Raw genomic sequence first — 21,244 nt, 5'->3', positions numbered from 1 at the left:
AAAAATAATATTGACTATTGGTCATTTTGGGTTATACTATAGTACGAAAGAAATGAATTTAAGGAGATGACATCAATGGTCAAAGTAGGAAAATGGATAGCCAAGCATAAGGTCCTGGTGCTTTTGATCGGACTTTTGCTGGTAATCCCGTCTGTGATCGGAATCGCAGAGACGAGAGTAAATTATGATCTGTTAAGTTACCTGCCGGATACCCTTGAGACGGTAAAAGGTCAGGATATTCTGGTGGATGAGTTTGGAATGGGCGCCTTTTCCATGGTAATCGTAGAGAATATGGATATGAAGGATGTCCAGAAGCTGGAAGAGAAATTCAGTGAAGTAGAGCATGTAAAGGATGTTCTCTGGTATGATGATGTGGCGGATATTACTCTTCCGGTAGAGATGATTCCTGAGAAGTACAGAAAGGTATTTATAAATGGCGATGCAACCATGATGCTGGTTCTGTTTGATAATACCACATCTTCAGATACTTCCATGGAAGCTATCACAGAACTACGTAAGATTGCTAACGAGCAGTGCTTCCTCAGTGGCATGACAGGAGTTGTTACAGATATTAAGAACATTGCCATGCAGGAGCTGCCGATTTACGTTGTGATCGCAGCAGTACTTAGTCTGGTCGTTCTGGAGCTGACAAGCGGATCCTTTGTTGTTCCGTTTTTGTTCCTGCTCAGTATCGGACTTGCTATCCTTTACAACCTGGGAAGCAATATTATTCTGGGCGAGACCTCTTATATTACACAGGCACTTACCGCAGTGCTTCAGCTTGGTGTTACCATGGATTATTCCATTTTCCTTCTGAACAGCTACGAGGAAAATAAGAAGCGTTTTCCTGGAGAAAAGGACCGTGCCATGGGGCATGCCATTGCCAATACTTTTAAGTCTGTAGCTGGAAGCTCTGTTACCACAGTAGCCGGCTTCGTTGCACTTTGTGTTATGACCTTTGCTCTTGGACGTGACCTTGGTATTGTTATGGCAAAGGGCGTTATTATTGGTGTTATCTGCTGTGTAACCATTCTTCCGGCACTGGTATTGTTTTTTGACAAGCCCATTGAGAAGACTCAGCATAAGCTGCTTTTTGCCAGAATGGATAAACCGTCTGCATTTATTACGAAGCATTACAAGCTTTGGACTGTGATTTTTCTGGTGCTTCTGCTTCCGGCTATTTATGGAAACAATCATACAAAGATTTACTATAATATTGCAGAATCTCTTCCATCCACTTTGGATTGCAACATTGCCAATGATGAGCTGGAGAAAACTTTCGCAGTAGGCAATATTCATATGATTATGATGGATAAGAATATGGACTCCAAGCAGAAACAGCAGATGTTAAATGATATCGATAAGGTTGAGGGTGTGAAGTGGAGTCTGGGTATGAATTCCCTGATCGGACCTACCGTTCCGGAGTCTATGATCCCGGATGATCTGAAGAAGATTTTCAAAGGAGATCAGTATGAGCTTGCATTTGTATGTTCTGAATATGGTTCTGCTACAGATGAGGTAAATGCCCAGCTTGCAGAAATTGATAAAATAGTAAAGAAATACGATAATACAGCAATGGTAATCGGTGAGGCACCGCTTATGAAGGATCTTCAGGATACTACAGATGCCGATCTGGTTCGTGTAAATGTAATCTCCATTGGTGCCATTTTCCTGATCATTATGATTATCTTTAAATCAATTTCCCTTCCGATCATTCTGGTTGCGGTTATTGAGTTTGCGATTTTTGTCAATATGGCCATTCCATACTATCAGGGAATCAGCCTTCCGTTCGTTGCAAGCATCGTTATCGGTGCCATCCAGCTGGGTGCGACTGTTGACTATGCAATCCTGATGACTACCCGTTATCAGAGAGAGAGACAGCACGGTAAGAATAAGATGGAAGCCATCAGCATTGCCCATAAGACCAGCATGCCGTCCATTATCAGTAGCGGTCTCAGCTTCTTTGCGGCAACCTTCGGTGTTTCCTGCTATTCACAGGTTGAGATGATCGGTTCTATCTGTACACTGCTTGCCCGTGGTGCGATCATCAGTATGGTAGTTGTACTGTTTATCTTACCAGCTATGTTTATGATCTTCGATAAACTGATCTGTGTTACATCGATTGGTTTCCTTGGAGATAAAAAGGCAGCCAAAGCGAAATAAAACATAATCAGACGGTCTGGGAGCGCTGTTTTCGCGCAGAATAGCCGGTTTTGGAAGAAATTCGTTACGGTTCGCTCCGTGACCAGAACGCAACACGCTTCGCGATGCACAGAAATCCTGCTTCAGCAAAATGAGGCAGGATTTTTTTGTTGAATAAAAGAGAAGAAAACGTTATAATTGTGTTGCATTTTAGAGCCTGTTTGAAAAACCATTCCCGCAAATTGTGACGCACATTTTGCAGAATGCCTTTTTCAAACACGCTTTAGGAAATGGAGTGATTTGTACATGACATTAGAAGAAATCCTTGCCCAGGTGCAAATGGGAGGACTTTCTCCGGAAGCAGCAGAGAAGCTGATTCGACAGGATGGCTACAAGGAAATGGATTATGCCAAGCTGGATACGGGGAGAAAAGCCCGCACTGGTTTTGCAGAGGTGATTTACTGCAGCAATAAGGCAGATGCCCATTTGCTGAAAATATTTGAACGTTTATATATGGAAGAGGGAGAAGTACTTGGAACAAGGGCTTCCCAGGCACAGTATGAGCTGGTGAAGGAGAAGTTTCCAGAAGTTCAGTATGACCCTGTTTCCAGAATCCTGAAAATAGAGAAAACAGATAAGATTCATGAGGGAAAGGTGGCTGTCTGTACTGCAGGCACTGCAGATATTCCAGTGGCCGAGGAAGCAGCACAGACTGCAGAATATTTTGGAACTTACGTGGAACGAATTTATGATGTTGGTGTAAGTGGAATGCACAGGCTGTTTTCCAGGCTGGAGATCATTCAGGATGCTAATTGTGTTGTGGCTGTGGCTGGCATGGAGGGCGCTCTTGCCAGCGTTATGGGAGGTCTTGTGAGCAGACCGGTGATCGCAGTACCTACATCTGTGGGATATGGAGCGAATTTCCATGGATTATCAGCACTTCTGACCATGATCAATTCCTGTGCCAATGGAATTGCCACAGTGAATATTGACAATGGATATGGAGCCGGATATCTGGCAACGCAGATGAACCGGCTGGCGCTTGGTAAGTAAGAGACACAAATTGGAAAGCAATTTGATAAATTTGTAACGAGGAGAATTATGGGAAAATCATTATATCTGGAGTGTTATTCCGGAATCAGTGGTGATATGACAGTGGCAGCACTGCTGGATCTGGGAGCAGATCAGAAGGTGCTGGAGGATGTACTTGAAAGTATTCCGGTGCAGGGATTTGAGATAAAAGTAAGCAGGGTGACGAAATCCGGGATTGATGCCTGTGATTTCGATGTAATCCTGGATGCAGAGATAGACGGACATGACCATGATATGGAGTATCTGCATGGACATGATCATAGTCATACGCATGGGGCAGAAGAACATAATCACAGTCATACGCATGGGGCAGAAGAACATAATCACAAGTATGAGCATAGCCATGAGGCAGCTGCAAAGAATGTGGCAGCACATGGACATGATCATGGAGATGAGATAGCAGCACATACTCACGAGCACCATCGTCATCACAAACATCGCGGTATGAACGAAATCTGTCAGATACTTGCTGACACAAAGATGACTGACGGCGCCAGAGGTATTGCTCTTAAAATTTTTCAGATTCTGGCAAAGGCAGAAGCAAAAGCCCACAATGTTCCGGTGGAGGAGGTGCATTTTCATGAAGTTGGAGCTGTGGATTCCATTGTAGATATTTTGTCTGTGGCAGTCTGCCTGGACAATCTTGGAATTACAGAGGTCATTGTACCTGTATTATGTGAAGGAATGGGTACGGTCCGCTGCCAGCATGGCATTTTACCAGTTCCGGTTCCAGCGGTAACCCATATTGTACAGCAGTGTGACCTGGATCTGCGGATCACTCCGGTACAGGGTGAACTGGTAACTCCTACAGGTGCGGCAATTGTGGCAGCAGTCCGTACTTCCTGCAAATTACCGGAGACCTTTGCAATTGAGAAAACAGGTATCGGAGCCGGCAAGAGGACTTATGAGTGTCCGGGAATCCTGCGTGCAATGCTGATTCACCCGGAAGAATCCCATAAACCGGAAAAAGCGGTGGGAATTCCGGCAGGAAATGAAAGTGCGGCAAATGAAACTGCTGAAATTTTCAATCGGGAAGCTGCTGCCAAAATTCAGACCGGTGTTACGGAAAGCGCGGATTGTGCAGATTACATCTACAAGCTGGAAACAAACATCGATGACTGCAGCGGTGAAGTACTAGGCTTTGTCATGGAGAAGCTTTTTGAGGCCGGTGCAAGGGATGTGCATTATACTCCTGTATATATGAAGAAAAACCGTCCTGCATGGCTTCTTACCGTAATCTGTAAGGAAGAAGATGTCCCGGGAATGGAAGCTTTGATTTTTGCAGAAACTACCAGTATTGGTATCCGCAGAGCCAGGATGGAGCGCACGATTTTGCCCCGGAGAAAACGGAAAGTAATGATTCCCTTCGGTGAGGTGGAAGTGAAAATCTGCGGTCCGGAAGGAGCAGAGAAATGCTATCCGGAATATGAAAGCCTGGCGGAAATCTGCAGAAAGACTGGAATTTCTTATTCAGAAGCCTATCAGATGGCAGTAGATGCAAGTAAGAATCTGGAATGATTGATGTTACTGGTCACGGAGTAACACAGTAACTGATTGATCGCTTCCAGGTTAAATCGCAATATTGCAACCTGCGAAAGAGTATGTTACAATACAGTTTGGCTTTTTTTCAAAAAGAAGTTTATATACGAATGCTTTGGATAAAACAGAAAGCCAAATTTTTCAAAATATAATGGAGTGAATATGAAGAAATATTTAGATAATCTCAGACAGTATCAGTTCCTGTTAAGTGAACTGGTCAAAAAAGGAATCAAGCTGAAATATCGTCGTTCCTACCTTGGTATTTTGTGGTCCATGCTAGAACCACTGCTTTCCATGGTGGTACTGACCATTGTCTTCGGAACCCTGTATGGAAACACGGACAAAACATTCCCTGTATACATTCTTTCCGGACGTCTTCTGTACAGCTTTTATTCCTCTGCAACCAAAGCTGCGCTGAAATCCATCCGGTCCAATGCAGCAATGATCAAGAAAGTGTATGTACCGAAATATCTGTATCCACTTTCAACTGTAATTTATAATTATATTATTTTTCTGATCTCCCTGGTTGTACTTGCCATTGTAGGCGTGATCCTGGGTGTGAAACCGACTATTTATCTGCTTCAGGCACCGGTTGCCCTGATCATCATTCTGATCCTTTCCTACGGAAGTGGAATGTTCCTTGCAACTATCGGTGTATTTTTCAGAGATATTGAGTACCTCTGGTCTGTTGCCCTGATGCTGATCATGTATACATGTGCCATCTTCTATTATCCAAGCAAGCTGCTGAAGAGTGGCTGGGCATGGATCCTGAAGTTCAATCCGCTGTACTGTACCATTCAGATTTTCCGATCTGCAATATTCGGAGAGCCTATGTATGCGCCATATGTAATTTATGCAGCTGCATTCAGCGTAGTGATTACCATCATCGGACTTGTATGCTTCAAGAAAAAACAGGATAATTTTATTCTGTACATCTAGAACCTGTTTGAAAAATCATTCCCTGCAGAAAGTATTTTTCAAACACGCTCTAAACTACCATTTACAGGAACATGTTAAGGAGAAAATATGAGCAAGACAGCCATTGAAGTCGATAACGTAAGTATGAAGTTCAACCTGAGCCGTGAGAAGGTTGACAGCTTAAAAGATTATATATTTAAAACCATTAAGAGAGAAATCCAGTACAATGAATTCTGGGCTTTGAAGAATGTAAGCTTCAGCGTGGAAAAGGGAGACCGTGTAGGTATCCTTGGTCTTAACGGAGCTGGAAAAAGTACTCTTCTGAAGGTGATTTCCGGTGTATTCAAGCCTACAGAGGGTCATGTGGACAAACATGGGAAAATGGTTCCCCTTCTGGAACTTGGCGCTGGTTTTGACCCGCAGTATACAGGAAAAGAGAATATTTACCTGTATGGTGCCATGCTTGGATATACCAAGAAATTTATTGATAGCAAATATGATGAGATTGTAGAATTTTCTGAACTTCAGAAATTCATGGATGTTCCGGTGAAGAATTATTCCTCCGGTATGAAATCCAGACTTGGCTTTTCCATTGCCACAGTAGTAGAACCGAAGATCCTGATCCTGGACGAGGTACTTTCCGTAGGGGATGCCAAGTTCCGTAAAAAAAGTGAAAAGAAGATCATGAGCATGTTTGACTCAGGTGTTACCGTCCTTTTTGTATCCCATTCTCTGGAACAGGTACAGCGCCTTTGCAATAAGGCCATGATTCTGGAAAAAGGTAAGCTGATCGCATACGGCGACATTGCTCCGATCTCTGAGCAATACAGTAAAATGATAGGTGGCTGATTATGAAAAAGGAATTAACCCGGGAAGTTTCCAGATATGACAAGCTGATAAAGCGTTTAGAAGGTGAAAAATGAAAATCCTGCAGGTAGGGCTGGGAAATAATCCTGGCGGTATGGAAGCATTTGTAATGAATTATTTCAGGGAACTCGCCAGGCAGGGAGTATCCTTTGATTTTGTATCCATGTATGGAACGATTGCTTATGAGAAAGAAATCCTGGAGCTTGGTGGAAGGGTTTTTTATGTTCCCAATATAAAAAAAGATTACTTTGGCTATATAAAGGCCTTTCGGAAGCTTCTTTCCCAGGAAAAGTACGATGTCGTGCATGTGAATATGCTTTCAGCAGCCAATATCGTACCACTTCGCCTGGCGAAACAGGCTGGAGTGAGAAAGGTGATCGCACATTCCCATAACGCTTCAGCACCGGGAATTGTGCGTAAGCTGATGGATGGCGTGAATCGTCCAAGAATGAAGCATTATGTGAATGAGAAGTTTGCCTGTTCCGAAAAAGCAGGCAGATGGTTGTTCGGAGATAGGGCTTTTGAACGGGGCGAAGTAACTTTGGTTGCAAACGCAATTGAGACAGATAAATATGGCTTTTCAGAGTCAAACAGGCGGAAAATCAGAGAAAAGCTGGGGATTTCTGGGGATGCCCTGGTAGTAGGGCATGTAGGCAGGTTTCAGGTTCAGAAGAATCATGAGGCCATTCTTCGTATTTTCCATGAAATCCAACGAAAAGAGCCGGCTGCAAGGCTTTGCCTTATTGGTGACGGCGAATTAAAGGAACAGATCCAGGAGCAGGCTAAAAAGGCGGGTGTCCTGGATAAAATCATATTTACGGGAGTATGTCAGGACGTGGAGCGGTACTTAAGCGCCATGGATGTTTTCCTGTTTCCTTCTTTATTTGAAGGACTTCCATTCACTCTTCTGGAAGCTCAGGCCAATGGCCTGCCCTGTGTGATTTCAGACCAGATCACAGGAGAAGCAGTACTCTCCCGGGAAAATGTGACAATGATTTCCCTGGCAGAAAGCCCGGAGAAATGGGCCAAAGCTGTATTTAAGATGAAGGAAGCCGGGAGAATCGAAAGAGAAGAAGCGGCCAGAAGGCTGGCAGAAGCAGGATTTGACATCCATAAGGAAGGGCAGAAGCTGATGCTTCTGTATGGCAGATAAGCTGACTGAGAAAGCTTTAGAGCGTGTTTGAAAAAGGCTTTCTGCAAGATGTGCGTCACAATTTCTAGACCGCAACCATTTAAAGAGCAGGAGAATAGGAATGGAAAAAATAGATTTTGTGCTCACCTGGGTGGACGGCAGTGACCCTGACTGGCTTGCACAGCGCAGGAAATATCAGCCTGGCAGGGGAACTGACGCCGGGGAGAGCAGATACCGCGACTGGGACAATCTTCAGTACTGGTTCCGCGGTGTGGAGAAATTTGCTCCCTGGGTAAATAAAATATATTTTGTTACATGGGGACATGTTCCAAAGTGGCTGAATACAGCTCATGAGAAGATTCAGATTGTAAAGCATGAGGATTTTATGGCGCCTGCTTATCTTCCTACCTTTAATATTAATTCCATAGAACTGAATCTTCACCGAATAAAAGGATTGTCAGAGCATTTTGTCTTTTTTAATGATGATATGTTTCTCATTGATTCCGTGAGACCGGAAGATTTTTTCAAAAACGGATTTCCCTGTGACTGCTGTATTGAGACCGCCCTTGTGCAGGACAATATCCGCAATCCTTTTGCCAATATTCTTATGAATGATGCAGCTCTTGCCAATATGCATTATAATAAAAAAGAAGTGATCAAAAAACAGGCAAAAAAATGGTTTAGCCCGGCTTATGGAGCAATGCTCTTCCGCAATGTGCTGATGCTGCCTTATCGTGAATTTTCCAGTTTTAAATATTCACATCTTCCAAGTCCTTTTTTGAAAGCAACCTATTGGAAAGTATGGGACGAAGAAGGCGCTGTTCTGGATGAGGTTTGTAAAAATCGTTTCCGCACAGTATTCGATGTAAATCAGTACGTGATGAAATACTGGCAGTACATGGAAGGAAAATTCACGCCCCAGTCATCGAAGCTTGGAAGATTTTATACCATAGGAAAACATGATCAGCAGATTCACCATACCATTCGCAGACAGGCGTGTAAGATGATCTGCCTTAATGATGATGTGAATGTGGGTGATTTTGAGAAGCAGAAGAAAGAAATTCAGAGAAGCTTTGAAGTGATTTTTCCGGAGAAATCGTCTTTTGAGATGTAATTGCAGAAAGCCTTTTTCAAACAGGCTCTGGTGTATCGTAATTTTATCAGGCAAATTATAGAAACGAGGGTAAGAGATGACAAAGGATTCCCTTAAAAGGAAAATAAAAGAAGAGGGTCTGGCTGGAAGTGTTCTTTATTATCTGGGCCGCTTTTGTTCAAAGGCGGAGCTTGCCCTGGTGGGAAAATGGTTCGGGAATCACGGGAAGCTCCGTCAGAACTGTATTGTGTTGAAAAACCGTACCATGCAGGACATGACAGACAATCCCAGGGCTTTTTATGAATATTTGATTCAGAATAAAATAAATGAGAACCATCAGATTATCTGGATGGTTTCCGATAAGAAAAAATGTGAGAAACTGAAATACAAGAATGTTAAATTTGTAACAGCAGAGAATAAATATGGCTGGTCCAGCCCCCTTGCTTATTATTATGGCGCTGTTGCAGGATTTTTTTTCTATACAAACAATACAGCTTACCTGAATTTTTACCATTGTAAAGGGCAGATCACAGTGAACATGTGGCATGGCTGCGGCTATAAGGATGCAGCCAAAGACAACAAGCCGCCTGCAGGAAAAAGCATGATGCATTTTGACCATGCCATGGTGCCGGGACCTGTGTTTGTGGAAACAAAATCCCGTTACTGGAACTGTGAGAAAGAGAAGATTCTTGCCCTTGGCTATCCAAGGTATGACTGGATGCTCCATCCATCTGTCAGCCGTGGGGAGGCGCTGGAGAAGCTTTTTTCCCATAAGGATATGAAAACTGTGATCTGGATGCCTACTTTCCGAAAAAGTGAGGTGCTGATCAGCGCAGAGAATGAAATTGAACTTCCCTTTCAGCTTCCTGCATTAGAGAGCGAGGCGGAGCTGAAAGCACTGGATATTCATTTAAGGGAATGCGGAATATTTCTAATTATCAAAAAACATCCCCTTCAGTCTGGCTGGTCCCTGGATGAAGGTGCGTATACCAATATCCGTTATGTGACAGAAGAAATGCTTCAGAAATCGGGTATTCAGCTGTATGAACTGGTGGGACTTATGGATGGACTGATTTCGGATTATTCCTCCATTGCAGTAGACTATATGCTTCTTGACCGGCCTTTGGGCTATGTGCTCACAGATCTGGAAAGCTATCGAAATACAAGAGGATTTGTATTTGAAAATCCGGAAGCATATATGCCAGGTGAGAAGATTTACAATTTAGAGGATCTGAAGGACTATTTTTCCCATATCGCAGTTGGAGAGGATCCTTTTAAGGAAGAGAGAAGAAGATTATTGCCTGCAATGCACACTATGCCAAAGAAGTCAGGTTACTGCGAGGCACTTGCAGAGTATTTGAATATAAAGTAAAATAAAAGCAGAAGTTACCCATCCAAAAAGGTTCTAGTACATCATTTCGTAAATAATTATATCAATCGGATTCACAGACAAGTGAGTGGTATAGTTATTTAGAAAACAATGTGCTATGATTATTTTTTCGAAAAAAACAGATACAGGAGAGGGATAAATGGGAAAGGTAATCGGATACACACAGGGAACTTACGATATGTTTCATATCGGTCATCTGAACCTGATCAAAAATGCCAAGAGAAGATGTGATTATCTGATCGTAGGCGTAAATACAGATGAGCTTGTGGAAAGCTATAAGAATAAAAGACCTATCGTGCCATTGGAAGAGCGGGCAGAGATCGTCCGGTCTATTAAATATGTGGACGAGGTGATCATCACAAATACCCTTGATAAAAAAGAAATCTGGGATAAGATCCGTTTCGATGAAATTTATATCGGAGATGACTGGAAGGGAAATGAGCGCTGGGAGCGCACCGGGAAAGAGATGGAAGCCCTGGGAGCCAGGCTGGTTTATCTTCCCTACACCAAAGATACTTCTTCTACAATGCTTCGTGAGAAACTGAAAGAGTATTAATGCGGACTGATTTAGAGCCTTTTTTAAACAGGCTCTGGATTGTAATATATTAAGAAAGGTAAAATCCATGGAAAGAGCACAGAGAATTCTAAAGAAATTTTCAAAAATCTTGAAAGAGCAGGGCGCAGGACCTTTGTTCACCACTTTCAAAGGCTATGTGACTTACGCTTTATATGACCGCTGGAAAGTGAGAAGACTTCGTAAATTCCCCCCGCGTATGGTGAAAAACAGAATCCTGTTTGAGACAAATGATGATTTTACAGACAATTGCCGGGCTCTTTTTGATTATATGGTTGCAAATGGATATAATAAAAAATATGAGCTTGTCTGGCTGGTTCATGAGCCGGAGAAGTATAAGAAATACCAGGCGGAGAATGTGAAGTTTGTTCGCAATTTCAAGAAGAACACGACGATCCGCAGGGCAGCAGCTTACCGCTATGCATTGACCTCAGCCTTTATTTTTTACACCCAGGCGTTTAACTGGATCGGAATGGCAAGAAAGGGTCAGACTTTTGTAAATCTCTGGCATGGCTGCGGCTACAAGGCGAACAAGAACAACCGCAAGGTATTTTTCGACTACTGTCTGGTGCCAGGAGATGTGTTTATTGAGACGAAGAAAGAGTTCTTTGGCTGCAGTTCCAGGAAGCTTCTTGCACTTGGCTATCCGCGTTACGATCAGATGATGAAGGGAAGCGACGCCGCAAGAGCATATAAGGAAAAGCTTCTGAAAGCAGCTGACAGTGACAGGCTGATCCTGTGGATGCCTACCTACCGTCATGCAAGCAGCGAGAGACTGAATGAGGAAACGCTGAACAATGAATTTAATATCCCGATCCTGGACGATAAGGAGCGGCTTCTTGATTTTAATAATTTCTGTCGTGATAATCATGTACTTGTGGTAATTAAGAAGCATTATCTCCAGATTCCATATGACTTTGGAGAAAATGTGCTGACAAACATTGTTTACCTGGAAAATCAGGATCTGGAAGACAATGGCTTGCAGCTTTATGAGTTTATCAACTGTTCGGATGCCCTGATTTCTGACTATTCTTCTGTGGCAATTGATTATCTGCTTCTCAACAGACCTATTGGATTTACTCTGGATGACTATGATGCCTATACGGAGTCCAGAGGATGGGTATTTGAAAATCCACTGGAATACATGCCAGGAGAACATATTTACAATGTACAGCAGTTTGAACAGTTTGTTCTGGATGTCAAAAATGGAAAAGATGACTATGAGAATCAGCGTAAGGCAATTCTTGCAAAGACTCATAATGTAACAGATAATTACTGCAAACGTGTTCTGGATTATTTCAAAATTACGGTATAACAGAGAAAATACGAAAGCCTTTTTTACATGCTTCAGGATTTATCCCGCAAAAGGAGGAAGCCCCTGCAGGGGTGGTATATAACATGAAAATATGTATCTGGATAACAAAAATCTTTGATCTTGGCGGAACCAAGAGAGTGGTTTCCCTGTTGGCCAACGAGCTGGTGAAAGAGCATGAAGTGACGATCATGACTTATGAAGACCGCTTTCGTGAAGACCGCACCATGTATCATTTAAGTGAAGATATCAATGTGGATTTCATTGACAACAGCCAGTTCGTGAATAAGCATCATACCCCGGCTTTCTGCGCCCGCTATCTGGTGAAGAAGCTCAATGACAGATCTGGTCTGTTTAATAAAAAAAGCTTGAATCCCATTCTTGCAGAAGCAATTTTTCCTAAAAAAACAAGAGAGAAATGGGTGGAATATTTCAATTCCCAGGATTATGACGTGATCCTTACCACTGCATCCTTAAGCCTGAGACTTGCCATGATCGCGCCCCGGCTAAAAGCCGCAACCATCGGCTGGCAGCATAACTGCTATGACGGATATCTTCATGTGAAGCCTGTCGTTTTCTGGCAGCAGGAGAACCTTCTTCAGCAGTATCTGCCAAATCTGGACCGCTACATTGTGTTGAGTGATTATGATAAGCGGGACTATATGGAGAAGCTTGGAATAGATTGTGAAGTAAAAATCAATCCCAGAAGCTTTGTCAGTGAAAAGAAGTGCGATGTGAAATCCAAACGTTTTCTCATGGCGACCCGTTTCGTATATGCCAAAGGACTGGATCTGATGATGGAATCCTTTGAAGAGTTCTGTAAAGAGGATTCGGAGTGGGAGCTTGATATCATCGGAGACGGAGATCTTTTTGACCAGATCAGGGCAGACGCGAAGAAGCGTCATCTGGAGAAGCGTGTCCATTTTGTAGGATATACCAATGAGCCTGAGAAGTATTATCTGAATTCTTCTGTTTTCCTTCTTCCATCCAGATGGGAAGGCTGGCCTATGGTGATTATGGAAGCCTTTGAGTTCGGTCTTCCGGTAATCGCTTATCATATGGGCGCCATGGATCTGATCATTGATGATGGAAAGACCGGTTTCCTTCCTGAAGCGTTTGATCCTCATAAATTTGCCCAGGCCATGCTGAAACTGGCACATGATGAAGAGCTTCGTGCCCGGATGTCTGCGAATGCCATTGCCAAGTCTGATGATTTCTCTATTGACAAGGCTGTGAAAGAATGGGACGGACTTTTTGAACGTGTAGTTGCGAAGAAGAGGGGGAAGTGACATGAAGATCACCGTGAACAACCTGAAGAAGCTGGTGAAAAAGCTGGTCCGCCCGGATGAAAATTCCGGTAAAGAAAAGGACACTTTTGAGGCTGCCTTAAAGAGAGCCAGGGATGAGGCAAAATACAATCTTACGGAGGAGCTTCGGGAGAAGTACGCGGATTTTCTTGACAGTCCCATAAAAGAAAAATGTATACTATACGAGGCATTTGGGGGCAGAGGCATGACCTGCAGCCCTCATGCCATTTTCAAGTATTTGCTGACCCAGACAGAATTTCAGGAGTATCTCCATGTCTGGGTCATTGACGATTTTTCGGATAATGAACCATGGATGGGACTTTACAGGGATGATCCAAATGTGAAATTTATTAAATTCCAGTCTGTAGAATACAGGGAATATCTGGCTACAGCCAAATATCTGATCAATAATGTAAGCTTTCCCGGATATTTTACCAAACGTAAGGAGCAGATCTTTGTGGATACCTGGCACGGAATCCCGTTAAAAACCATTGGATTTGACATTCCGGCAGGCAAGGTGAGTGCAGGAAATACAGTAAGGAATTTCCTTGCAGCAGACTATCTGATCGCGCCCAATCATTTTATGACAGAGATTTATGAGAATGCGTTCAAAATGAAAAATCTTTATCCCGGAAAAATCCTGGAAATCGGGCAGCCCCGTAATGACAGCTATTTTCACACAGACCGGGAGGCCATATTTAAGAAGCTGCAGATGGCAGGCGTGGAGGCAGATCTAAAGAAGAAGCTGATCCTTTATGCGCCTACCTGGAAGGGCAGCAGGTATTCCAGCCCTGATACCAGCCTGGATGCCTATGAGAAGATGATCCGCACTATCGAGGAGAATGTGGATACCAGGGAGTACCAGGTGCTGGTGAAGCCTCATCAGATTGTATATTACCACATTAAAGACACAGTAGGGATAACCGGCCAGTATATTCCTGCAACCGTAGATACCAATGAGCTTCTTCGTGCTACAGATGTTCTGATTTCCGATTATTCCAGTATTTATTTTGACTATCTGGTATCGAAAAAGCCCATTTTGTTCTTTATCCCGGATCTTGCAGAATATAAAAATTACAGAGGCTTATACTTCGGAATTGATAAGCTGCCGGGTCCTGTTGCAGAAACTTATGAGCAGCTTGGAGATTATGTGAAGGATGCCGAAAGAGCCATGGAGCCATACCGGAAGGTTTACGAAAGGGAAGCAGCCTGGGCGTGTCCGCAAGATGACGGAGAGGTCTGCCGCCGCCTTGCAGACATTGTGTTCCACGGAAAAGAAGATTCCCGGTGTATAGCCTGTCAGGATGAGGCGCAGTCACCAAAGAAAAAGCTTCTGATGTATGCCGGTGATTTTTCGGAGGGAGATGACACCGAAGCATTTCTTGGACTTGCAGAGAACCTGGATTTTCAGAAATACGATGTTACCTTGCTTGTGTGCGGTGGTGGAGACGATTTTGCAGAAGAACAGATCATAGGTCTTCCTACCGGGCTTCGGATCCTTTACCGTGGTCAGCCTTTTAACGGAAAAGCGGAGGAAATCGCGAAGAATGAGCTGTTTTTGAAGGGAAAAATAAAAGATATTCCACATGCTTTTTACAAGAGAGAGGCAAGGCGCCTGTTTGGAGAGGCGAAATTCGACTGTGCAATTGACCTTACCGGGAAAAAGAGCCTGTTTTCAGTGGTGGCAAAGGAGATGGAGGGCGTTCGGTTTTTCCAATACAATGCACGTTTTGTCAGGGAAAAACAGATTGCAAAGGAGCTGGCAGGCCAGCAGGTAATCGTATCTGCCACAGAAAGCTACTTTATTGCCAGATACCAGGGAAACAATCCAGCTGTTATTACTGTGGAAGCCATTCCGGCACCGGATACAGAGAAAGTCAATTATATCTGTATGTACCAGCAGAAAGCCCAGAACGTTCTGAAAGCCTTTTGCCGTCTGGAGAAAAATACCTGTCTTTACATTACCGGAAAAGGGAAAGGGTATCAGAAGCTGAAAGCTATGGTTTCAGATCTTCACCTGGAGGGAAGGGTGATCCTTACCGGATGGCTTGAGAAACCCTTTGCATTTATGAATCTGTGCGATTATTTTATCTGTCCGGAAGGGGAAGAAGAAAGCCTGGGTACCCTTGCTGCAAAAACCATGAATATGAAGCTGCTGGCAGAAGACTGCACAACAGAGATGCCTTACAGCTTTCAGGCCAGGTCCTGGAATCAGGAACAGAGTGAGAAGCTGGATGAGCTGATAGAAGGTAAGAGGACTTCAGATGAATGAGATAGAGAAGATTTTGAAAGATAATATGGAGGATTATGAGAGCGTGAAGCGTCAGGCTCTGAAATTCATTCATGAGAATAAGAAAGAACTTTCCAAAAACTATGCCTACGCAGAGATATGCGGGAATCCGGTGGATGCTTCCCATTTTTTCTTCCTTATAGATGAAAAAAAGCCTGGCAGTGACCTGCTTCTGGAAATGCTGGACTATGCGCTGAAGAATTATGTTTCCTCTGAGAAGGCGAGTGTTACGGCCTGCATAAAAGGCGGTTTTCATCTGGTGAAAAAAACAGGTGTGGACTATGTAAAAGAGGAAAGTCGTGAATATCTGGAGGCGCTTTCCCAGGCTGGTTACATTATCGGTAATATGGTTTTGCCAGGCTCTTTTGTGAAAAAAGAAACACAGGTTTATTTTAATCCCATGCTGGAAATTTATGATAGGAAGTCTGTGGAGACAGCAGAGTTTCTCTCAGTTACGGCAAGGGAGCTTCTGAAAACAGATTATATCTACGCTCCGTCTAAGAGCAAAGCGAAGGAAGCATGGCTGGAAAAATGCACCCTGGGAAAAGTCTATGATGGAAATGTGATCATAGAGAAAAAGGAAGGATTAAAAGAAGGCAGAGGCAGTCTTCTGGAGTGTATCCGAAGGCAGAATGCAGTGCCTGGAATGGAGTTTTTCTCCCTTCGAAATCAGGAGGAAAGGAAGAAAGTCCTGATTCTTAGCAGCTGGAAAGCCGAGCGGGAGGCTAAGCTTGTTGTCCGAAAGCTTGCAGACAGTATGGACAGGGAAAAATATGATACGGTTATTTATAGTGGCTGGCTTGGAAGCAGGGGAGATGTGAAAGAATTTCTCGCCTTTGAAAAAGAGCTTCCAAAAGTGATGGGCGCAGGAAGGATGACTTTGAGTGAGGAAGATTTCCTGAATTACCGTATGATTGAGAAAAATCCGGCTCTTTATCTGGAAAATCCGGAAATACGAAGATATATGCGAATGCTTGCCAGAAGAGAGTGGGGCAGGCTGTTCGGCAGCAGTTCCTGGGATGTGGTGATTATGGCTGGAAGTACCGGGTATCTGCCATATTATCTGGCAGCAGAGGCACCGGCAAAAATGAAAGTTCTGGTGGATCTTGATTTTCTGCCTTACATCCATGAAAAATATCCGGCAAGATGGCGAAAAGCCCTTACTGTATTTGACCGGATATATGCTCCGGCAGATTGCCAGCAGCTGGGAGACTACGGAAAGGAAAACCGCCTTCGGATAATGCGCCTTCCGGTACTTGCTGCAGCCAGACCAGAAGAAAACCAGGTGGAAACGGTTTCCTACAATGGTGAGACTTACCTTGTGTGTGGGAAATGGAACCTGCAGGGAGAGCGTATTTCCATGAAGCTGGTACAAAAGCCGGTTCCGGGAAGTATTCTGGTAAATGGTGAGCTTGCACCAACTGCAGAGCAGAAAAAAGCTTTGGAGCAGCTGTCGAAGGAGCACAGGATTTATGTGCTGGGGGCACAGAGCGCCGCCTATAAAAGTCTTTTGCCAGAAGCAGTGATCCTGGATGGATATGTGAAAAAAGAACTGTATCTGCAGCCTGCGGCCTGGGAATTTTTTGGAGCCTTTGAGAGTTATGTAGGAAACAAGGCCTTGGAATATGATGCATTGGAAAGAATATGTAAAACTTTTGGAGTGAAGGAGGACATTCCTTGATTCGTTCAGGGAGTGTCCTTTTTCTATAAAATGGGGGGAAAGTATGAATACGAAGAATAAAACCGGGAAATTCCGGATCATTTTCCGTTTCCTGAAAGGAAATATCCGGTTTTTTGTGGGAACGCTATTATTTTCGGTGTTGTTTACAGCATGTAATGCGTTGATCCCACAGATCGTGAAATACACAGCAGACCATATTCTGGTGCTGGATGGAATTCCGGATGGTCTGAATGTGCGGCAGACACTGCTTCTGGCAGCACTTCTGGTAGCTGCTTCGGCAGTTCTTTCGGGAGTTTTTAATTACTTAAGTAAAATGTGCCTGGCAAAAGGCTCAGAGAATTTCCTGAAATCCATCCGTGACACCTTGTATCACCACACCCAGTATCTGCCTTTTTCCTGGCATGTAAAGCACCAGACCGGGGAGATCATTCAGAGATGTACCTCTGACGTGGAAGTGATCCGTAACTTTGTGTGCAGGCAGCTGCCGGAGGTGTTTCGAATCTGTTTCCTGATCGTACTGTATCTGGGAATCATGTTTTCCATGAATGTGCAGATCACACTGGCTGCGGCAGCTTTTTTCCCGGTGATCATCGGTTATTCCTGCTATTTCTATTCCAGGATCGGGAAACGTTTTCAGGATGCTGATGAGGCGGAGGGGGCACTTTCCAGTACCGTGCAGGAGAATCTGACTGGAGTTCGTGTAGTGCGTGCTTTTGGTAGAGAAAAGTATGAAATCGACCGGTTTGATGAGAAAAATAATGCCTACTCCAATTTATGGGTATATCTTGGAAAACTGATGAGCGTTTACTGGGCATCGGGAGATTTGATCACCAACCTGCAGGTGCTGGTGGTCATGGTGACTGGTGTTGTTTTTGCCGTGAATGGACGGATCACATTGGGCGAGTTTATGGCATTTATTTCCTACAATGCGTCTCTGACCTGGCCGGTGCGAAGCCTGGGAAGGATTATTTCAGATATGAGTAAGGCTGGGGTTTCCAAGGAGCGTGTGGCTTATATTCTGGAGGCTGAGGAAGAGGATGCTGCTGTAAAGTGTGAAGCTAAGTCTACAGACAGAAATGAAAATGCAGAGAATATTGTGAAAAAGAAGAAGGCAGGACAGAGTGAGGCAACTCTGGATTATAAGATTCCTGCGCGGACAGCAGAGCGAACGAGTGAGGATTCCGAAAATAAAGGCTGTGGAGAAAAGCAGACTTTGGGACATATCATTGGAATGAAACCTGCCATGGATGGCGATATCTGCTTCCGCGATGTATCTTTCAGTTATTCCCCAGACCACCCGGTCCTGAAAAATATCAATTTTACAATCCCATCCGGAAGCACCTTTGCAATCCTTGGCACAACCGGAAGTGGAAAATCAACTCTGGTTCATTTACTGAACCGTTTATATGATCTGCCGGAAGACTGCGGCAGTATTACCATTGGTGGTACAGACATTCGTGACATTGACCGTCAGTACCTGCGCCAGAACATCGGAATGGTACTCCAGGAACCGTTCCTTTTCTCCAGAACCATCCGTGAGAATATTGGCATCACAAAGGAGAAGCTTCTGGATGAAGAAATCCGCCATGCAGCGGAGATTGCCTGTGTAGATGAGTCAATTCTTCATTTTGCAGACGGATATGACACCATCGTAGGTGAGCGTGGCGTCACTTTGTCCGGTGGACAGAAGCAGCGTGTTGCAATTGCCAGAATGCTGATGAAAGAAGCTCCGATCCTGGTATTTGACGATTCCCTATCCGCAGTAGATACGGAGACAGACAACAAGATCCGCAAAGAACTGAAAAAAGAGATGGAGAAAGCAACGGTTATTATGATTTCCCATCGGATCACATCTCTTATGCAGGCTGACTGTATTATTGTGATGGACAAGGGAGTAATCCAGCAGATGGGTACCCATGAGGAACTGATCCACCAGGAGGGACCATACAAAGACATTTATGAGATCCAGATGAACAGTGATATCCGTCTCATGGAAGGAGGTGCAATGTGCGGATAGAAGAAAAAGAATATACAAAATCCATTGATATTTCCATCTGGAAAAAGGTTTTCCCTTTCCTTGCACCCCGGAAAAATGTGCTGATTATGGTAATTGTGATGAATATTCTCTGCTCCGTAGTGGATATTATCATGCCGTTATTTCAGCGACAGGCCATTGATTCCTTTATCGAGAAAAATACTCTGGCAGGACTTGGAGGATTTATTGCGCTGTATATTGCAGTGATCGTCTTTCAGATGTGGTCCGTCATCTGTTTCACCAGAGGCTGCATGACACTTGATGTGGAAACAGGCTGTGATATGAAAAGGGCATTGTTTGTTCATCTTCAGAAGCTGTCTTTTTCCTACTACAATGCAACTCCGGTTGGATATATCCTGTCCAGGGTAATGAACGACGTAGCCAGGATCACAGAGTTGATCGCCTGGGATGTGATCGATATGCTGTGGGCTATCTTTTATGTAGTGGGTGTGTTTGTTGCAATGCTGTTTCTGAACTGGAAACTGGCTTTGGTGATCATGCTGATCGTTCCAGCTATTGCAGTCCTTACCTGGTATTTCCAGAATAAGATCCTCACATGGAACCGTCAGGTGAGAAAAATCAATTCCAAGATCACAAGTGGCTACAACGAAGGAATTATGGGCGCGAAAACTGTGAAATCCCTGGTTGTGGAGGAGAAAAACTTCCGGGAGTTTGCCTCTGTCACTGAGGAGATGAGAAGTGCGTCTATCAAGGCTGCCAGATTAAATGCAATTTATATTCCGCTGGTAGTTTTCTTTGGAGCTCTGGCAACTGCCCTTGTACTGGAGCGTGGCGGCATTATGGTTCTGAATGGAAGTATGGACATAGGAACACTTGCTGCATTTACTGCATATGCAGTTGGAATTTTTGAACCAATTCAGAGGCTTGCAGGAATTTTGTCCCAGTGCATTTCTGCTCAGGCCAACGTTGAGCGGGTGACCTCCCTTCTGGAAGAGAAGCCCCAGGTGGTAGACTCCCCAGAGGTTCTGGAAAAGTATGGAGATTTCTTTGATCCCCACAAGGAGAACTGGGAACCCATTAAAGGCGACATTGAGTTTGAAAACGTTTCATTCCAGTATCCCGATGGAAAAGAAGAGGTGCTCAGCAACTTCAACCTGAAAATTCCGGCTGGTACCAATGTGGCAATCGTCGGAGAGACCGGTGCAGGGAAAAGTACGCTGGTGAACCTGGCCTGCCGTTTCTTTGAGCCCACTAAGGGAAGAATCCTCATCGACGGCAGAGATTACCGTGAGCGAAGTCAGCTTTGGCTGCACAGTAACATCGGTTATGTGCTTCAGAATCCACATCTGTTCTCCGGGACTGTGATGGAGAATATCCGTTATGGAAGACTGGATGCCACTGATGAAGAAGTAAAGGCTGCTGCGAAGGCAGTTCATGCCGATGAGGTAGCCGAAAAGCTTGACAAAGGTTATGACAGTGACGTAGGTGAAGGCGGCGACCGTCTCTCCACTGGAGAAAAGCAGCTTATTTCCTTTGCCCGCGCAGTACTGGCAGATCCCGCCATTTTCGTTCTGGACGAAGCAACCTCCTCTATCGACACCAAAACAGAGCAGCTGATCCAGCAGGCCACAGACAAACTATTGAAAGGCCGCACTTCCTTCCTGATCGCCCACCGCCTGTCCACTATCCGAAACGCCGACCTGATTTTGGTAGTCCGTGACGGCAAGATTGTAGAGCAGGGAAAACACAAGGAACTGTTGGCGAAGAAAGGATACTATTACCAGTTGGTACGGCAGCAATTTGCGGATGAGGAGTCCAGGAAGGTACTTAGCTAAGTTGCCATTTAGTGTGTTGAAAAGTTCCAGCCGACACACAGCATTTGGGCAATGTGTATTACTCCAGCGAGCCATT

15 protein-coding genes and 1 pseudogene are annotated in these 21,244 nt (G+C 44.2%); 15 read left to right on the top strand and 1 reads right to left on the bottom strand.

Annotation, left to right across the window (positions count from 1 at the left end):
• Positions 1-75 precede the first annotated feature (75 nt).
• The 6 genes from LIZ66_RS13105 (at position 76) to LIZ66_RS13080 (ending at position 7,711) form a co-directional block, all read left to right on the top strand.
• Positions 76-2,163 carry an efflux RND transporter permease subunit gene (locus tag LIZ66_RS13105; RefSeq protein WP_148461871.1) on the top strand — a complete coding sequence of 696 codons (2,088 nt, stop codon included), beginning with the start codon at positions 76-78 and terminating at the stop codon, positions 2,161-2,163.
• A gap of 285 nt (positions 2,164-2,448) precedes the next feature.
• A complete protein-coding gene (gene larB, locus LIZ66_RS13100) occupies positions 2,449-3,195 on the top strand; it encodes a nickel pincer cofactor biosynthesis protein LarB (RefSeq protein ID WP_148461870.1) in 747 nt (248 codons plus the stop codon).
• Positions 3,196-3,243: 48 nt separating this feature from the next.
• A complete protein-coding gene (gene larC / locus LIZ66_RS13095) occupies positions 3,244-4,752 on the top strand; it encodes a nickel pincer cofactor biosynthesis protein LarC (RefSeq protein WP_226815708.1) in 1,509 nt (502 codons plus the stop codon).
• Between the two features lie 183 nt (positions 4,753-4,935).
• Positions 4,936-5,712: an ABC transporter permease gene (locus LIZ66_RS13090; RefSeq protein WP_118579579.1), complete on the top strand. Its 777-nt coding sequence runs from the start codon at positions 4,936-4,938 to the stop codon at positions 5,710-5,712.
• A gap of 87 nt (positions 5,713-5,799) precedes the next feature.
• Positions 5,800-6,540, top strand: coding sequence for an ABC transporter ATP-binding protein (locus LIZ66_RS13085; RefSeq protein ID WP_195409723.1), 741 nt, complete (start codon positions 5,800-5,802; stop codon positions 6,538-6,540).
• A 70-nt stretch (positions 6,541-6,610) separates the two neighbouring features.
• Positions 6,611-7,711, top strand: a complete 1,101-nt coding sequence (locus tag LIZ66_RS13080) for a glycosyltransferase family 1 protein (protein WP_227200903.1) — start codon at positions 6,611-6,613, stop codon at positions 7,709-7,711.
• A gap of 6 nt (positions 7,712-7,717) precedes the next feature.
• Here the strand turns inward: LIZ66_RS13080 and LIZ66_RS20075 are convergent.
• A pseudogene (locus LIZ66_RS20075) lies at positions 7,718-7,837 on the bottom strand (DUF6783 domain-containing protein); the annotation flags it as partial.
• Between LIZ66_RS20075 and LIZ66_RS13075 the strand changes: the two are divergent.
• The 9 genes from LIZ66_RS13075 (at position 7,812) to LIZ66_RS13035 (ending at position 21,168) form a co-directional block, all read left to right on the top strand.
• Positions 7,812-8,804, top strand: coding sequence for a Stealth CR1 domain-containing protein (locus LIZ66_RS13075; RefSeq protein WP_173770280.1), 993 nt, complete (start codon positions 7,812-7,814; stop codon positions 8,802-8,804). The pseudogene LIZ66_RS20075 and the gene LIZ66_RS13075 overlap by 26 nt on opposite strands.
• A 76-nt stretch (positions 8,805-8,880) precedes the next feature.
• The gene (locus LIZ66_RS13070) at positions 8,881-10,155 is read left to right on the top strand and encodes a CDP-glycerol glycerophosphotransferase family protein (RefSeq protein WP_173770281.1); all 1,275 of its coding nucleotides are present in this window, start codon (positions 8,881-8,883) and stop codon (positions 10,153-10,155) included.
• A 157-nt stretch (positions 10,156-10,312) separates the two neighbouring features.
• Entirely contained in the window at positions 10,313-10,729 is a 417-nt protein-coding gene (locus tag LIZ66_RS13065; RefSeq protein WP_118579597.1) for an FAD synthase family protein, read from the top strand.
• A gap of 67 nt (positions 10,730-10,796) precedes the next feature.
• Entirely contained in the window at positions 10,797-12,062 is a 1,266-nt protein-coding gene (locus tag LIZ66_RS13060) for a CDP-glycerol glycerophosphotransferase family protein (RefSeq protein WP_148461864.1), read from the top strand.
• An 83-nt stretch (positions 12,063-12,145) separates the two neighbouring features.
• Positions 12,146-13,348, top strand: a complete 1,203-nt coding sequence (locus LIZ66_RS13055) for a glycosyltransferase (RefSeq protein WP_187566084.1) — start codon at positions 12,146-12,148, stop codon at positions 13,346-13,348.
• A gap of 1 nt (position 13,349) precedes the next feature.
• Positions 13,350-15,638 carry a CDP-glycerol glycerophosphotransferase family protein gene (locus tag LIZ66_RS13050; protein WP_148461862.1) on the top strand — a complete coding sequence of 763 codons (2,289 nt, stop codon included), beginning with the start codon at positions 13,350-13,352 and terminating at the stop codon, positions 15,636-15,638.
• Positions 15,631-17,337, top strand: a complete 1,707-nt coding sequence (locus LIZ66_RS13045; protein WP_195380255.1) for a hypothetical protein — start codon at positions 15,631-15,633, stop codon at positions 17,335-17,337. Before LIZ66_RS13050 ends, LIZ66_RS13045 begins: the two co-directional genes overlap by 8 nt.
• 43 nt (positions 17,338-17,380) lie before the next feature.
• Positions 17,381-19,354, top strand: coding sequence for an ABC transporter ATP-binding protein (locus LIZ66_RS13040; RefSeq protein ID WP_227200904.1), 1,974 nt, complete (start codon positions 17,381-17,383; stop codon positions 19,352-19,354).
• Positions 19,345-21,168, top strand: a complete 1,824-nt coding sequence (locus LIZ66_RS13035; RefSeq protein WP_227200905.1) for an ABC transporter ATP-binding protein — start codon at positions 19,345-19,347, stop codon at positions 21,166-21,168. The genes LIZ66_RS13040 and LIZ66_RS13035 overlap by 10 nt, the downstream gene beginning before the upstream one ends.
• Positions 21,169-21,244: the final 76 nt, after the last annotated feature.

The organism is Blautia faecis (genome assembly GCF_020554845.1).
In the GTDB taxonomy this organism is placed as follows: Bacteria; Bacillota; Clostridia; order Lachnospirales; family Lachnospiraceae; genus Blautia_A; species Blautia_A faecis.
The sequence above is the reverse complement of the archived record's forward strand: the minus strand, read 5'-3'. Positions and strand labels throughout refer to the sequence as shown.

Coding starts and splice junctions, on each gene's coding strand:
- LIZ66_RS13105 (WP_148461871.1), top strand. CDS start 76: ATGGTCAAAGTAGGAAAATGGATAGCCAAGCATAAGGTCCTGGTGCTT.
- larB (WP_148461870.1), top strand. CDS start 2,449: ATGACATTAGAAGAAATCCTTGCCCAGGTGCAAATGGGAGGACTTTCT.
- larC (WP_226815708.1), top strand. CDS start 3,244: ATGGGAAAATCATTATATCTGGAGTGTTATTCCGGAATCAGTGGTGAT.
- LIZ66_RS13090 (WP_118579579.1), top strand. CDS start 4,936: ATGAAGAAATATTTAGATAATCTCAGACAGTATCAGTTCCTGTTAAGT.
- LIZ66_RS13085 (WP_195409723.1), top strand. CDS start 5,800: ATGAGCAAGACAGCCATTGAAGTCGATAACGTAAGTATGAAGTTCAAC.
- LIZ66_RS13080 (WP_227200903.1), top strand. CDS start 6,611: ATGAAAATCCTGCAGGTAGGGCTGGGAAATAATCCTGGCGGTATGGAA.
- LIZ66_RS13075 (WP_173770280.1), top strand. CDS start 7,812: ATGGAAAAAATAGATTTTGTGCTCACCTGGGTGGACGGCAGTGACCCT.
- LIZ66_RS13070 (WP_173770281.1), top strand. CDS start 8,881: ATGACAAAGGATTCCCTTAAAAGGAAAATAAAAGAAGAGGGTCTGGCT.
- LIZ66_RS13065 (WP_118579597.1), top strand. CDS start 10,313: ATGGGAAAGGTAATCGGATACACACAGGGAACTTACGATATGTTTCAT.
- LIZ66_RS13060 (WP_148461864.1), top strand. CDS start 10,797: ATGGAAAGAGCACAGAGAATTCTAAAGAAATTTTCAAAAATCTTGAAA.
- LIZ66_RS13055 (WP_187566084.1), top strand. CDS start 12,146: ATGAAAATATGTATCTGGATAACAAAAATCTTTGATCTTGGCGGAACC.
- LIZ66_RS13050 (WP_148461862.1), top strand. CDS start 13,350: ATGAAGATCACCGTGAACAACCTGAAGAAGCTGGTGAAAAAGCTGGTC.
- LIZ66_RS13045 (WP_195380255.1), top strand. CDS start 15,631: ATGAATGAGATAGAGAAGATTTTGAAAGATAATATGGAGGATTATGAG.
- LIZ66_RS13040 (WP_227200904.1), top strand. CDS start 17,381: ATGAATACGAAGAATAAAACCGGGAAATTCCGGATCATTTTCCGTTTC.